15 protein-coding genes are annotated in these 14,639 nt (G+C 60.2%); 2 read left to right on the top strand and 13 right to left on the bottom strand.

What is annotated here, in order from left to right:
• Positions 1 to 156 precede the first annotated feature (156 nt).
• The 5 genes from FFS45_RS40275 to FFS45_RS40255 form a co-directional block, all read right to left on the bottom strand.
• Positions 157 to 975, bottom strand: a complete 819-nt coding sequence (locus FFS45_RS40275; RefSeq protein ID WP_137960169.1) for an ABC transporter permease subunit — start codon at positions 973 to 975, stop codon at positions 157 to 159.
• Positions 975 to 1,904, bottom strand: a complete 930-nt coding sequence (locus FFS45_RS40270; protein ID WP_137960168.1) for an ABC transporter permease subunit — start codon at positions 1,902 to 1,904, stop codon at positions 975 to 977. Before FFS45_RS40270 ends, FFS45_RS40275 begins: the two co-directional genes overlap by 1 nt.
• On the bottom strand, positions 1,901 to 3,067 hold the full coding sequence (potA, locus tag FFS45_RS40265; protein WP_171029895.1) for a polyamine ABC transporter ATP-binding protein: 1,167 nt from the start codon (positions 3,065 to 3,067) through the stop codon (positions 1,901 to 1,903). Before potA ends, FFS45_RS40270 begins: the two co-directional genes overlap by 4 nt.
• Positions 3,068 to 3,166: 99 nt before the next feature.
• On the bottom strand, positions 3,167 to 4,267 hold the full coding sequence (locus FFS45_RS40260) for a polyamine ABC transporter substrate-binding protein (protein ID WP_249363124.1): 1,101 nt from the start codon (positions 4,265 to 4,267) through the stop codon (positions 3,167 to 3,169).
• Positions 4,268 to 4,481: 214 nt separating this feature from the next.
• Positions 4,482 to 4,676: a hypothetical protein gene (locus tag FFS45_RS40255; protein WP_137960167.1), complete on the bottom strand. Its 195-nt coding sequence runs from the start codon at positions 4,674 to 4,676 to the stop codon at positions 4,482 to 4,484.
• Positions 4,677 to 4,722: 46 nt separating this feature from the next.
• Here FFS45_RS40255 and FFS45_RS40250 point away from each other — a divergent pair, with 46 nt between their 5' ends.
• Entirely contained in the window at positions 4,723 to 4,926 is a 204-nt protein-coding gene (locus FFS45_RS40250) for a DUF1289 domain-containing protein (protein ID WP_137960166.1), read from the top strand.
• 120 nt (positions 4,927 to 5,046) lie between these two features.
• Here FFS45_RS40250 and FFS45_RS40245 read toward each other — a convergent pair whose 3' ends face one another.
• The 6 genes from FFS45_RS40245 to cyoA all read right to left on the bottom strand — a co-directional run bounded on the left by FFS45_RS40245 (position 5,047) and on the right by cyoA (position 11,009).
• Complete coding sequence (locus FFS45_RS40245; RefSeq protein WP_137960165.1) at positions 5,047 to 5,700, bottom strand: OmpW family outer membrane protein; 654 nt, start codon at positions 5,698 to 5,700, stop codon at positions 5,047 to 5,049.
• A gap of 85 nt (positions 5,701 to 5,785) precedes the next feature.
• Positions 5,786 to 6,976, bottom strand: coding sequence for a nitronate monooxygenase family protein (locus tag FFS45_RS40240; protein WP_137960164.1), 1,191 nt, complete (start codon positions 6,974 to 6,976; stop codon positions 5,786 to 5,788).
• Between the two features lie 212 nt (positions 6,977 to 7,188).
• Entirely contained in the window at positions 7,189 to 7,521 is a 333-nt protein-coding gene (cyoD, locus tag FFS45_RS40235) for a cytochrome o ubiquinol oxidase subunit IV (RefSeq protein WP_137960163.1), read from the bottom strand.
• The gene (gene cyoC / locus FFS45_RS40230; protein ID WP_137960171.1) at positions 7,522 to 8,127 is read right to left on the bottom strand and encodes a cytochrome o ubiquinol oxidase subunit III; all 606 of its coding nucleotides are present in this window, start codon (positions 8,125 to 8,127) and stop codon (positions 7,522 to 7,524) included.
• Between the two features lie 2 nt (positions 8,128 to 8,129).
• Positions 8,130 to 10,139: a cytochrome o ubiquinol oxidase subunit I gene (gene cyoB, locus FFS45_RS40225; RefSeq protein ID WP_137960162.1), complete on the bottom strand. Its 2,010-nt coding sequence runs from the start codon at positions 10,137 to 10,139 to the stop codon at positions 8,130 to 8,132.
• A 3-nt stretch (positions 10,140 to 10,142) separates the two neighbouring features.
• Positions 10,143 to 11,009 carry a ubiquinol oxidase subunit II gene (gene cyoA, locus FFS45_RS40220; RefSeq protein ID WP_137960170.1) on the bottom strand — a complete coding sequence of 289 codons (867 nt, stop codon included), beginning with the start codon at positions 11,007 to 11,009 and terminating at the stop codon, positions 10,143 to 10,145.
• 470 nt (positions 11,010 to 11,479) lie between these two features.
• On the opposite strand from cyoA, the gene FFS45_RS40215 reads away from it, so the two are divergent.
• Positions 11,480 to 11,884: a hypothetical protein gene (locus FFS45_RS40215; protein WP_137960161.1), complete on the top strand. Its 405-nt coding sequence runs from the start codon at positions 11,480 to 11,482 to the stop codon at positions 11,882 to 11,884.
• Positions 11,885 to 12,273: 389 nt separating this feature from the next.
• Here FFS45_RS40215 and FFS45_RS40210 read toward each other — a convergent pair whose 3' ends face one another.
• Positions 12,274 to 13,866, bottom strand: a complete 1,593-nt coding sequence (locus tag FFS45_RS40210) for an ABC-F family ATPase (RefSeq protein ID WP_137960160.1) — start codon at positions 13,864 to 13,866, stop codon at positions 12,274 to 12,276.
• A 93-nt stretch (positions 13,867 to 13,959) separates the two neighbouring features.
• Positions 13,960 to 14,639: NAD(P)-dependent oxidoreductase (locus tag FFS45_RS40205; RefSeq protein WP_137960159.1), on the bottom strand; the 680-nt coding region annotated here is incomplete at its 5' end.

The following is a 14,639-nucleotide window of genomic DNA, read 5'->3' as shown; positions in this document are numbered from 1 at the left end:
TGCAGAAAAGGTGGAAGGCGGAAAAAGTGTCCAGCATTACTTGACCACTTCATGCCGCCCCGCACAGGGGCAACGCTAATAAACCAATAAGACAACAAGGAAAGGCCAACACCCCAGGAATGCCAACCAAAAGCGCCGCGCAGGCAAAAAAAAACCTCAAACCGCCATAGCCATCCTCTTCCTCTCACCACGCTGCATAAAATGATTCCCAACAATAACCCCAACAGTAACCACTGCAATAAACAGAGTAGCAAGCGCATTCATCTCAGGATTCAACCCGAGCCGAACCCGAGAAAAAACAACGAGCGGCAAAGTAGTAGACCCAGGCCCAGACAAAAACGCAGACAGCACGAGATCGTCAATAGACAAGGTAAAAGACAAAAGCCACCCAGCAACAAGCGCCTGCGAAATCAACGGCAACGTAATGAAGAAAAACACCCGCAACGGCGTAGCCCCGAGATCCAGCGCCGCCTCTTCAAGCGATGGATGCAACTCCCGCACCCGCGACTGCACAATAATGGCCACATACGAAATGCACAGCATCACATGCCCGATCCAGATCGTGAACACCCCACGTCCGGCCGGCCAGCCAAGCCATTTCGCCATTTCAATGAAGAGCAGCAGCAGCGAGATCCCCTGAATCACCTCGGGAATCACCAGCGGCGCATTGATCATCCCGGTATACAGCGTGAAGCCGCGAAACCGCCCCATCCGCGCCAGCACAAACCCCGCCCATGTGCCGATGAACACCGAAGCAAACGCCGTCATCAAGCCAATCCGCAACGACAGCCATGCCGCCGCAATCAGTTCGTCATCCTGCAGCAGCGCGGCGTACCAGCGCGTCGAGAAATGCGTCCACACCGTCACCAGTTGCGATTCGTTGAACGAATACACCACCAGGCTGACGATCGGGATGTACAAAAACAGAAAGCCAATCCCAAGCGCAATGATCTGCAAAATCCGGTTCGGCTTCATCAGCGTCGTTCCTCCAGCGCCTTCGCCTGCGAGTACTGGAAGAACGCCATCGGCACCAGCAGCAGCAAGACCATCGCACACGTCACCGCGGAAGCCATCGGCCAGTCGGCATTGTCGAAAAACTCATTCCACATGACGCGGCCAATCATCAACGTATTCGCTCCGCCCAGCAATTCCGGAATCACGTACTCTCCAACCGCCGGAATGAACACCAGCAGGCAGCCCGCAATAATCCCGTTCTTCGACAGCGGCAGCGTAATCTGCCAGAACGCTTTCCATGGTTTCGCGCCCAGGTCGTAGGCCGCTTCCAGCAGCGTGATATCCATCTTCACAAGGTGCGCGTACAGCGGCATCACCAGAAACGGCAGGTACGAATACACCATGCCGATATAAACCGCCGTGTTGGTGTGATACAGCTCGATCGGCGTATGGATCAGGCCAATCGACATCAGGAAGTTATTCAGTAACCCGTTGTTCTTGAGAATGCCGATCCACGCGTAGACGCGAATCAGGAACGACGTCCAGAACGGCAGCATCACCGCCATCATCAGGATGTTGCGCGTGGCTGGGTTCGAGCGCGCAATGTAATACGCCATCGGGTAGCCGAGCAGCAGGCACAGCAGCGTCGAGACGGCCGCCACCACGACCGAATTCACATAGGTCGCAAAGTACAGGCTGTCGGTCAGCAGGAACGCGTAGTGCGACAGGTCCAGCGCGATATGCAGCACGCCGTCCTGGAACGAGGTCAGCTCCGTGTACGGCGGAATGCCGAGCTGCAGATCGGCAAAGCTGATCTTCACGACCAGCAGGAACGGCACGAGGAAAAACAGCAGCAGCCAGATGAACGGTCCGGCCACCACGGCCGTGCGGCCCGTCAGGCCGAAGCGCCGCACCGGCCAGGACGCAAATGAGCTCAGCGCGCTTTTCATGACGTCAGCACCACACCCGCAGAAGCGCTCCAGCGCACATAAACTTCATCGCCCCATGTCGGCGGATCGATCTCGGAGAGCGCGAGGCTCGTGACGTTCGCCACCACCATCTTGCCGCCGTCGAGCTTCACGTGATACAGCGAGTAGCCGCCCATGTAGGCGATATTCGTGACCACGCCCTTGCCCCAGTTGTAGGCGCCCTCAGGCGGCTTGCGCGTCAGCGCAATGCGCTCGGGCCGTACCGAGATCGTCAGCGGCATGCCGAGCGGTCCGGTAATGCCGTGGTTCACATACAGGCGCACCGGCAGGTCGGCGGTCTCGACGAACACGTGATCCGGTTCGTCCTCGACCACCGTGCCGTCAAACAGATTGGTCGAGCCAATGAATTCCGCCGAAAACCGGCTGTTCGGGTATTCGTACACCTCATGCGGCGTGCCCAGCTGGACGATCTCGCCCTCGCTCATCACCGCGAGGCGCCCGGCCATTGTCATCGCCTCTTCCTGATCGTGGGTCACCATGATGCAGGTGACGCCGACCTTGTCGAGAATGTTCACCAGCTCGATCTGCGTGCGCTGGCGAATCTGCTTGTCGAGCGCGGACATCGGCTCGTCGAGCAGCAACAGCTTGGGCCGCTTGATCAGGCTGCGCGCGAGCGCCACGCGCTGCTGCTGGCCGCCCGAGAGCTGATGCGGCTTGCGCTTGGCAAAGCGCCCCATCTGCACCAGATCGAGCACCGCCTGCACGCGCTCCTTCAGTTCGGCCTTCGCCACGCCTTCCTGCTTCAGGCCGAAGGCGACATTCGCTTCGACCGTCATGTGCGGAAACAGCGCATACGACTGGAACATCATGTTGACCGGCCGGCGATACGGCGGCATCTGCGCCAGGTCCTCACCGTCGATCAGGATCTTGCCCGAGGTCACGCTCTCGAGACCCGCCAGCATCCGCAGAAGCGTCGACTTGCCGCAGCCGGAACTGCCCAGCAGCGCGAACAGTTCGCCCTTCTTCACCGAGAGGCTCACCTGCTTGACTGCAACCGTCTCGCCGAACTTCTTGACGACGTCGACGATCTGCACGAAGTTTTCCGCTGCGTCGTTCGCAACGGCATAGCTGCCCGGGGGCGGCGTGCCGGCCCCTGCCAGCGCACCCGACTGGTCACTGCTCATGATTTGCTACTTCACTCCTGCGTTTGACGAACAAAGCCCCCGGTGAACACCGGGGGCTTCGGGATGATGCCTAGTCTTTGCTCATTGCGGCCGCAGGCGTCAGCGGCCGGACTTGAACTCGGTCCACAGCCGCGTCTGCAGACGCTGGATTTCCGGCGGCAGCGGCTTCAGCAGGAACAGCGTCTTGATGACTTCAGGCGGCGGATAGACGGCCGGATCGTTCGCCACGTCCTTGTCGACATACTTGCGCGCTTCCAGGTTCGCGCTCGGGTAGTAGACCTCGTTCGTGATCGCGGCGTGGACCTGCGGCGTCTCGATGTAGTTGATCCACTCGAGTGCGGCTTCCTTGTTCTTCGCGTCCTTCGGAATCGCCATCACGTCGAACCAGACCGGCGCACCGCCCTTCGGAATGTAGTACTCGATCTTGTACGGCTTCTTCGCTTCCACCGCACGGTGCTTGGCAATCACCACGTCGCCCGACCAGCCGTAAGCGAAGCAGATGTCGCCGCCCACCAGGTCGTTGATGTAGCCCGACGAGTTGAATTGCGTGATGTACGGACGGATCTTCTTCATCATCTCGAGCGCGGCACGGTAGTCGGCCGGGTTCGTGCTCATCGGGTCCTTGCCGATATAGTGCAGCGCCGCCGCAAACACCTGGTCAGGCGCGTCCAGCACCGAGACGCCGCAGGCCTTCAGCTTCGAGATGTATTCGGGCTTGAAGAGGATGTCCCAGTTGTTCAGCGGCACATCCTTGCCGAGGATCTGCTGGACCTTGGTGACGTTGTAGCCGAGACCCGTCGTGCCATAGGCCCACGGATCGGCATATTTGTTGCCCGGATCGGCGCCGGCGACGAGCGCCATCAGCGAAGGATCGAGGTATTTCTGGTTGGGCAGCTTCGATTTGTCGAGCGGGGCGAAAATGCCCGCCGCAATCTGCTTGCCGGCGTAATTGCTGGTCGGCACCACGATGTCATAGCCGGAATTGCCGGTCAGCAATTTGGCTTGCAGCGTGTCGTCGCTGTCGTAGTTATCGTATTTGACCTGGACGCCGGTCTGCTTGGTAAAGTTCGGGATTGTGTCCTTGGCGATGTAGTCGGACCAGTTATACACATTCAATTGCGTATCTTTTGCTGCTGCCGTCAGCCACGGCGTGGCACACAGCACCAGCGCCGCCAGTTGGCGCACCACCAGTTTTTTCATCCCGTTCTCCGATCCTGTCAGCCTCAGCCGACCGTCCACTCCACGTGCCGCGGCGCACTGCTCGCGGCTCCCCTGAAAAACCCGAAAACTACCACTAATTATTGCGCGCTTCAAAAAAAATACCAGGCTGTCGCGCAAAGGGTACAGCGTATGCGGCTTGCGCGGTCAGACCGGCTAGCCACGCGCAGACAAAATTGCGCGCAATTTTAGCGGGTTATTGGCGCATGTCCATATGGAAAAAAACGCCTTCGGCAATGGCGCGGGTCAGGCGCTTTGCATGGGCGGATTTCGACAGGAAATGAAGCCAATTGAAGTCAATTTGTAAGAATAACCCGTTCAAAATTGACGCTGCAACGCCGGGACGCTGCGCCGCGGGGACGCGACCTTGCCCGGAACGAAACTCCAGCATCAGTTAACATAGCCTCACCTTCCTGCTTTTCGTCCCAAGGTTTTCGATGGCTTCAAATCTTCATGCTCTTCCGGATAGCCCGTGCATCGGCGTCTGCTCCACCCTTTTTGACGAAGTCTGCAAGGGCTGCGGGCGTACGGCAGCCGAGGTGGCGAACTGGGTTTTCCTGACCGATGAGGAAAAGCGTGCGGTGTGGGTGCGCATCGAACAGGAGGGCACGGCAATGCGTTTCAAGTACGACAAGCTGTAAGGCAGCATCGGCCTTGGTCCGCCGCGCGAGTCGCGGCGCGCCATGAAAAAACGCCGGGATATCCGGCGTCCTGGTCTGCTGGTTCCTGCCAGTTCCTGCAGGTTTCTGCTGGTGCGGCTATCAGAAGCGCATGCCGACCCCAAGCCCGACCACGACCGGGTCGATATCCAGCCGGCCCAGCGATGTGCCGCCAAGCGACGCGTCGGTTCTCATCCAGATCTTCTTGACGTCGGCATTGACGAACAGCGATTTGGTGATCTGCACGTCGACGCCCGCCTGCAAGGCCGGCCCGAAGCTGTGGTTGGTGATCGAAATCGGCTGGCCGTTGACATTCAACCCATTGTTGTAGAAATACGTGTAGTTCACACCTGCACCGAGATACGGGCGGATCCGGCCCTGGTGGTTGAAGTGATATTGCAGCAGCAAGGTGGGCGGCAAAACGTTCACGCCGCCCAGATTGCCAAGGCTCGACGTCAGCTGATGGCGCGACGTGCCCAGGATCAGCTCGACCCCGAGGTAATCGCGAATCATGTAGGTCAGATCCAGTTCCGGCACGATCGCGTTGTTGACGCCCACGTTCAGCGCCGAGAGCGTGTTGTTAGTGGACACGTTCGGGATAATGCTGATGGCCCGCAAACGCACCAGCACGTCGCCCGCGTGAATGCCGTTGAGGTCGTCATCGGCGGCGTGAGCCTGCGGCATGGCGAGTCCCATGCCCAACAGGCAGAATACGATTGCCGCGGCCTTGCGCGTGGTTTTAATTTTGTTCTTCATGTTAATCCCCGTCGTTGGTCATTCGTTGAGCATTGATAACTGCGGGGATTGTCGATTCTCTGAACGCTCGCCGTGTTGACCCTCGTCAACCGAGCGAGAACGCCCAACGGCCTGCGACAGCCGGTCGCGCTACGCCGGTCAGCAGCAGCTCGATCAGGTCGTGCACGCTGCGAATCGCATGGCCGAATGGCAGCGCCTCGCGGCCGCGGAAGAACAGGCCATTGGCGACATCGCCACGCAACGCCGCGGCAAGCCGCGTATCGATGCAGAAGTGGCCGAATTTTTCGATGCCGTCGCGCAAGCCGCAGACGCTCAGGCATTCGAGCGCAGTGGGACAGGTGTTCTTCAAGGTGCCGATCTTGTCGCGAATGCGCGTCTCGTTACGCAGATAGCGCATGAGCCATGGCGTCTTCACGGCGCGCGCCGGCAGTCCGGTGACGCTGACGAATTCGACGATGTCCTCCGGAGTCGCCTCCACCAGCACGCGCTTGAAATTGGGGTGAGCGTCGCCCTCTTCGGTCACCGCGAACGGCGTGCCGAGCTGCACCCCGTTGGCGCCCGCACTGAGCCAGGTACGCACGGCCTCGTGGCTGTTGATGCCGCCTGCCACGATCAGCGGCACGTCCTGGCGGCTCAGGCCGAGCGAGGTGAAAACCGGCTGCAGTTCTTCGAGCACCCGCGCGAAGTCGAAGCGCGCATCCTGCATATCCGCGAGATTCGTCACGCCGAGATGGCCACCCGCGTGCGCCGGGTGTTCAATCACGATCGCATCGGGCAGGCGCCCCTTTTTTAGCCACTTCTTCAGTACGAGGGCGATGCCGCGGCTGTCGGAGAGAATCGGGATCAACGCGATGTCGTGGCCTTGCGTCATATCCGGCAGGTCGAGCGGCAGACCGGCGCCCATCACAATCGCGTCCGCGCCGCTCTCGCAGGCAACCCGCACATAGTCGGCGTGGGCGTTGACCGCCTTCATCACGTTGACTGCGATCATGCCGTGTCCTTCGCTCAACACGCGGGCCGCACGAATTTCGCGTGCGAGGGCAGTGAGATTGGCGGCCTCGAGCGTCTCGCGCGCCGGATTCTCCCGGCATTGTTCGACGAGGTCGGCGTGATGGTGACGCAGATCGATGCTGGCAATGGTGCCCAGCGCGCCTTCACGTGCCACGCTACCGGCTAGCCGGTGTGCCGAGATGCCGACCCCCATGCCACCTTGAACGATCGGCAGCAGCGTGCGGCCGCGAATGACCAGAGGTGCAAAGGAATGAGATGAGTACATGTTGCCCCGTGTCGACGAGATAAAACGTCCATACTCGCCAATGGGGCGGTGCGCACATTGCGGCGCATCAAACAAAGCGGGCGCGCACCGGATGGGATGCGCGCCCGCTTGACCTGCATCATGGATGTTTGAACATCAGGACTGGGGCGGCAACGTGCCCCGCGTGTTGCGACACGATTGGGCGGCACTCTCACCCAATCTGCGTGGAAGCGCTAGCGCGACATCATGTTCATGCTGACGTTATGCATCACCCACACTGTCCCGCCGACCAGGATAAGCGCGGCCACCACGGTATAAACCAGCGCCATGACATTCCAGCGTTGGCCCGACGACGTGTTCAGATGCAGAAAGAACACCAGATGAACCACGATCTGCACGGTCGCCAGCACTGCTAGCGCAGCCATCGCCGTCTGTGGCGGCAGAACGCCGCGCATGACTAGCCCGAACGACGCGGCTGTCAGCAACACTGCCAGCACAAACCCGGCGATATAGCCGAGTGCGCTGCCGTGCGCCTCCTCTTCATGAAACGAATGTGTTTGAGCCATTTAGAGCACGCTCCCAAGGTAGACAAACGAAAACACGCAGATCCACACGATGTCCAGAAAGTGCCAGAAGAGGCTCAGGCATGCGAGGCGCGTAATCTCGCGCTCGGACATCTCGGGCTTGAGGACAATCTGCACGGCGAGCACGACCATCCAGATGAGGCCCACGCTCACGTGCAGGCCATGGGTACCGACCAGCGTGAAGAAGGACGAAAGGAACGCGCTGCGGCTCGGGCCCGCACCTTCGGCGATCAGGTGCGAAAACTCCTGCACTTCGAACCAGAGAAACGCCAGACCCAGCACGAAAGTCACCACCAGCCATGCGAGCACGGTGCCCGACTTGCGCTTGTGCGCGCCGAGCATTGCGAAACCGTAGGTGATACTGCTGAGCAGCAGCACCGCCGTTTCCAAAGCGACACCCGGGATATCGAACAGATCCTTGCCGGTTGGCCCGCCCGCAAACTGATGCGCCATCACAGCGAACACCGCGAATAGCGATGCAAACAGCACGCAGTCAGTCATCAGATACAGCCAGAACCCGAATACCGAGTGGGATGGCGCGTGCTCGTTCTCCAGTTCGCCGAGCGCGGCGAGATTAGTGTTCTGCATCATCAGTTGACCTCCGCAGCGGCAAACCGCTCGTCGCGCTTCGTTTCGCTTGTCCTGCCACCCTGCTCCTCGGTCTTGCGGACCGTTTCGGCCGGGATGTAATAGCCGTCGTCATGGCCGAAGCTGCGCCCGATCACGGTCGCCATGATGCCGATGAGCGCCGCAACAGCAAGCCACGTGATATGCCAGACCCCGGCAAAACCGAGTGCCAGGCTGAACATGCCGATAAAGAAACCGGCACGGGTATTCGACGGCATATGGATCGCGCGATACACCGCCTGCCCGCCAAGGCCCTGCCCCGTTTCCTTCATATGCGTGAACGCATCGAGCTCATGCACGACAGGGATGGCGGCAAAGTTGTAGACCGGCGGCGGCGACGAAGTGGCCCATTCGAGCGTGCGGCCATTCCACGGATCGCCCGTGACATCGCGATACTCCGGCAGCTTGCGATTGCGCACGCTAACGATTACCTGCAGAACCTGGCAGACCACACCGAGCGCAATCAGCACCACGCCGCAAGCCGCTACGATCAGGTACGGATGCCACGCCGGGTTGTCATAGTGATTCAGACGGCGCGTCATGCCCATGAAACCGAGCACATAGAGCGGCATGAACGACACATAGAAGCCGACGAACCAGAACCAGAAGGCGGCCTTGCCGAGTTTCTCGTTCAGCTTGATGCCGAACACCTTCGGGAACCAGTAGTGGACGCCGGCCAGGTAGCCGAACACCACGCCGCCGATAATCGCGTTATGGAAGTGGGCGATCAGGAACAAGCTGTTGTGCAGGACGAAGTCCGCGCCGGGAATCGCCATCATCACGCCGGTCATGCCGCCGATCGTGAAGGTGACCATAAAGCCGATCGTCCAGAGCACGGGCGTGGTGAATTCGAGGCGCCCGCGATAGATCGTGAATAGCCAGTTGAATATCTTTACGCCGGTCGGAATGGCGATGACCATGGTCATAATGCCGAAGAACGCATTGACGTCCGCGCCGGAGCCCATCGTGAAGAAGTGGTGCAGCCAGACGAGGAACGCCAGCACCGTGATCACGCACGTGGCATAGACCATGGTCTTGTAGCCGAACAGCGGTTTCTTCGCGAACGTCGCAATCACTTCCGAATAGATACCGAACGCCGGCAGAACCAGAATGTAGACCTCCGGGTGACCCCAGGCCCAGATCAGGTTCAGATACATCATGGCGTTGCCGCCACCGTCATTGGTGAAGAAATGCATGCCGGCGTAGCGGTCCAGACCGAGCAGCGCGAGCGCGATGGTCAGGATCGGGAACGTCGCCATGATCAGCACGTTCGAGCACAGGGCCGTCCACGTGAATACCGGCATCTTCATCAGTGACATGCCGGGCGCGCGCATCCGGACGATGGTGACGAAGAAGTTGATGGCGGTAATCAGCGTGCCGACTCCGGACAACTGCAGGCTCCAGATGTAGTAATCCACCCCTACGCCCGGGCTGAACTGAAGTTCAGAGAGCGGCGGATAGGCGAGCCAGCCGACCTGCGCAAACTCGCCGATCACCAGCGACAGATTGATCAGGATCGCGCTGATCGCGGTCATCCAGAACGAGAGCGAATTCAGGAACGGGAATGCGACGTCGCGCGCGCCGATCTGCAACGGCACGATCAGGTTGAACAGACCTACCATCAGCGCCATTGCCATGAAGAAAATCATGATGACACCGTGTGCCGTAAAGATCTGGTCGTAGTGATGCGGCGGCAGATAGCCCGGCGAGTGATAGGCGAGCGCCAGTTGCAGACGCATCATGACGGCGTCGGCAAAGCCGCGCAGCAGCATCAGGACGGCGACCACGATATACATCACGCCGATCTTCTTGTGATCGACGCTGGTCAACCACTCGCTCCACAGCCATTTCCATTTGCCGCACCAGGTCAATGCCCCCGCCGTGGCAAGGACAAGGACCGCCATCAGCGCGCCCGCGCCCATGATGATGGGCTGATCGAACGGAATCGCCGAAAGTGTCAGTTTTCCGAACATGTGTTACCCCCTCGTACCGCAATTGCTGTTCTGCAGATCGAGAACATTGCCGTTGTTGTACTTCGCAATGATGTTGTGGAACAGCTTCGGATCGACCGATGAGAAATAACGCACCGGCTCTTTCTCGCTCGGCTGTGCCACCGTGTTGTATTCGTTCATGTCGAGCCGGCCGGACGACGCCTTGACCTTCTCAACCCATGCGTTGAACTGCTCGGGGTTGGTGGCGAGCGCGCGGAACTTCATGTCGGAGAAGCCCCTGCCGCTAAAGTTGGCCGACACGCCTGCGTAATCGCCAGCTTCGTCAGCCACGAGGTGCAACTGCGTCTGCATGCCCGCCATGGCGTAGATCTGACTGCCTAGTCGCGGAATGAAGAACGAGTTCATGACCGAGTCCGACGTGATCACGAAGTGAACGGGCGTCCCCACCGGAAAAGCCAGTTGATTGACCGATGCGATGCCGAGATCCGGATAAATGAAGAGCCATTTCCAGTCGAGTGCCACCACCTCGACGTTGATCGGCTTCACGGCCGACTGGAGCGGCTTGTAGGGATCGAGTTCATGGGTGGTTCGCCATGTCAGCACCCCGAGGCACAGGATGATGATGGACGGCACCGTCCAGATGACCACCTCGATCGCGGTGGAATGCGCCCATTTCGGCGCGTAGGTCGCGCGGCGGTTGCTGGCCCGGTAGCGCCACGCAAACCAGAGGGTCATGAGAATGACCGGCACGACGACCAGCAGCATGGTGAATGTCGCTGTGCCGATCAGCGATTTCTCCGCCGCCCCGATGCTGCCTTTGGGATCGAGCACGTCGAGCTTGCTGCAGCCGGCGAGGCATGCAGCCAGCGCGGTCCCGATCGGTAGCCACATCCTGTTGTTAAGGATTCCCTCGTTCTTCATATCTGCCTGCTTTTCATAGAGACACCCCCGAGATCCACTGCGTCTTTGGGACACGCAATCAACGCGGTTAAACGCGTACGCCGCCGGATTCTACGAGCGAAGGCTCAGGCGAAATTTGATCCTGGCCAAGGAAAGTGGAAAGGAGTTGTCATTTTTTGTGGAGGCGGGAATGACGCACGCGGGACATGAAGCTGCGGGGAAATCGACACCGCGACACAGCATCGCCGCCCGTGAAAAACAACCCGGCACTTCGTCGTGACGAACAGTGGATTCCGCATGCGGTGCGGTGTGGATAAGGTAGGGTCATTCGCTGGCGCTTTTCTTTGGCCTCGTATCGAAGCGCCGCAGCGGATAAAGAACGCGGACTACCGCCCGCTGTTCATGTCCGACATCACTCTGCCAAACGGATTGCACGTTTCATTACTTACGGAGGGAATACGATGCTTGAGAATCTTCTGACCGCCGCCAAAAAGCTGGACCCGAATAGCCCAGACCCGAAGCCCGCACTGGCACATGCAGCGAACAAGTTGCATGAAGTAGCGCAGCAGGAAGGCGCATCGGAAACTCAGGATTTCGATACCGTGAAGGCTGAAATTCTCCGCCTCGTCGACTCAGTTGCGGGAGGAATCAAGGGACCCGCGCAGGATGTGCGTAGCGTGGTCAATTATTACCTCAACCTCGCAATTGGCGAACAATACGACTTCGCCAAAGACGGGGTGCGCCAAAGCTTCGCCTACTTCCTGCTCGCCGTCGTCACGGAAGGATTCGTTGGTAAGGACACGGGCGGCACTACGGTCGGCAACTTCAAGGGAGAGTGGCGCGGCGGCGGGTTCCATTCCGGTTAATGACGGAAGTCGATATATGCAGTTGCCCGCTCGAGTTGGGCCGCGGCCGGCTGTCCGCTGTCAGAGATTCAGGGCTGGACTCAAAGACCGAAATAGCTGCAACGGCGCTCCGTTGAACGCGCAGTGCAGCAATAAAAAAGCGCCGGCCAGGGCAACCTGGCCGGCGCTTTTATTTTGCGCTCCTGTTACATGGACTCAACGCCAAAACACTCCGCAATTTTGGAGCGTCATGCACGCACACAGAATCAGACATCATGGCACAGCGTTCAGCACATCGCGTGCGACCGAACTACGAACGCACGGTAACCTGCATAAGTGGCCGATCACCGCTTCGAATTTCGTAATGAGCGCGGGACAATGACGTCACATGAATGAGCGTCCCAGGACAGTTACTGCACCCCCTGGCTAGCCAGGAAATCCTCGTAATTACCACCGAAGTCATACAGCGTGCCGTCCGTACGCACTTCAATAATCCGGTTCGCCAGCCCGCTCACGAACTCCCGGTCGTGCGACACAAAAATCAGCGTGCCTTCATACTTGTCGAGCGCGATCTGCAGCGATTCGATCGATTCCATATCCATGTGGTTGGTCGGCTCGTCCATCAGCAGCACGTTGTGGCGGCCCAGCATCAGCTTGCCCCAGATCATGCGGCCCTTCTCGCCACCCGAGAGCACCTTGACCGATTTACGGATGTCGTCCGCATTGAACAGCAGCCGGCCGAGCGTGCCGCGCACCATCTGCTCGTCGTCGCCTTCCTTGCGGTAGCCGTCAATCCAGTCCATCAGCGTGACGTCGTCCGGAAACTCTTCGTACGTGTCCTGCGGCATGTAGCCGATGTTGGCGTTTTCCGCCCACTTCACCGTGCCGTGGTCCGTCGCTACGCCGCCTTGCAGCGAACGCAGCAGCGTCGTCTTGCCCGCGCCGTTCTGGCCGATGATGGCAATGCGCTCGCCCGGCTGCACGCTGATGCTGAAGTTGCTGAAAATCGTGCGGTCGTACTTCTTCGTAATGGTATCGGCCACCACGGCGATGTTGTGCAGCTTCTTTTCGTACTCGAAGCGGATGAACGGGTTCTGCCGCGACGACGGCTTGAATTCCTCGATCTTGATCTTGTCGATCATCTTCAGACGGCTGGTCGCCTGGCGGGCCTTGGACTTGTTCGCCGAGAAGCGGCGCACGAAGTCCTGCAGGTCGGCAACGCGTTCTTTCGCCTTGGCGTTGGCGTTCTGCTGACGCTCGCGGGCCTGCGTGCTGGCCAGCATGTAGTCGTCGTAGTTGCCCGGATAGACCTTCAGCGTGCCGTAGTCCATGTCCGCCATGTGCGTGCAGACCTGGTTCAGGAAGTGTCGATCGTGCGAGATGATGATCATCGTCGAGTTGTACTGGTTGAGCACGTCTTCCAGCCAACGGATCGAGTTGATGTCCAGGTTGTTGGTCGGCTCGTCCAGCAGCAGCACGTCCGGCTTCGAGAACAACGCCTGTGCCAGCAGCACGCGCAGCTTCCAGCCCGGCGCCACGTTGCTCATCGGGCCGTTGTGGTCTTCAATTGCAATGCCGATGCCAAGCAGCAGCTCACCCGCGCGCGCTTCGGCCGTGTAGCCGTCGTACTCGGCGAATTTCGCTTCGAGTTCGGCGGCGTGCATGTAGTCGTCGTCGGTGGCGTCCGGATTCGCGTAGATCGCGTCGCGCTCGGTCATGGCGGCCCACATTTCGGTGTGGCCCATCATCACGACGTCGAGCACGCGCACGTCTTCGTACGCGAACTGGTCCTGGCGCAGCTTGCCGAGGCGCACATTAGGTTCGAGCATCACGTTGCCCGAACTCGGTTCCAGATCGCCACCGAGGATCTTCATGAAGGTGGATTTGCCGCAGCCGTTCGCACCAATCAGGCCATAGCGGTTCCCTTCCCCGAATTTGACCGAGATATTCTCGAAAAGGGGCTTAGGCCCGAATTGCATGGTGATATTTGCGGTAGACAGCACGGCGCGTCCTTTGACGAATTGGTTTCCAGCGGTTTGCGGCGAACAACCCAATATTTTAGCAGGTTATCAAGAAGTTAGCCCGCGCATGGGCATTCATCCGCCGTCGGTCGGGCTGGAAACGCCGCGCGGCGTCTGCAGGACGTCGATAAATGCCGACAGATCCGCCTCGGCGAGCCCCATTGCCGCGCCCAGCCGCAGCAGTTGCTGGACCGTGGCGGAGACCGGCATCGGCGTGCCGGTCTCCCACGCGGCGGCCGCAACCGTGTCGACGTCCTTCTGGAAGGTCCTGAAGGCGCCGATCGGCGGCAAACCGGCCTGGGTCATGCGCGGCACGAAGGTTTGCAGCAGCACCGAGTCAGCCCAGCCGCCCGCTAGCGCCTCGCTCAGCCGCGCGGCGTCAATGCCGCTGCGCTGCGCAAGACTCACGGCTTCGGCGATGGCGGCAACGGTCGAGGTGACGATGGCCTGATTGCACAGTTTGGTGGTCTGGCCCGCGCCGACCGCGCCCATGTGAGTCACGCGCGCTGCATAGGCGGCAAGCAGAGGCGTGACGGCTGCGACGTCTGCCGCGGCGCCGCCGGCCATCACAGCCAGCGTGCCGGCCACGGCACCCGCCACGCCGCCGGAAACGGGAGCGTCGACCCAGCCCACGCCGGCGGCCGCCGCACGCTGCGCGAGCGCGCGTGTGGCCGCGGGCGGGATGCTCGAGTGATCGACGATCCAGCGCGGGCGCTTCATCGCGCCGCCGTCGCCGGCGCTGCGGCCTAATAAGC

Origin of the sequence: Burkholderia sp. 4M9327F10, assembly GCF_005503145.1 — a bacterium.
Taxonomy (GTDB): Bacteria; Pseudomonadota; Gammaproteobacteria; order Burkholderiales; family Burkholderiaceae; genus Paraburkholderia.
The sequence above is the reverse complement of the archived record's forward strand: the minus strand, read 5'-3'. Positions and strand labels throughout refer to the sequence as shown.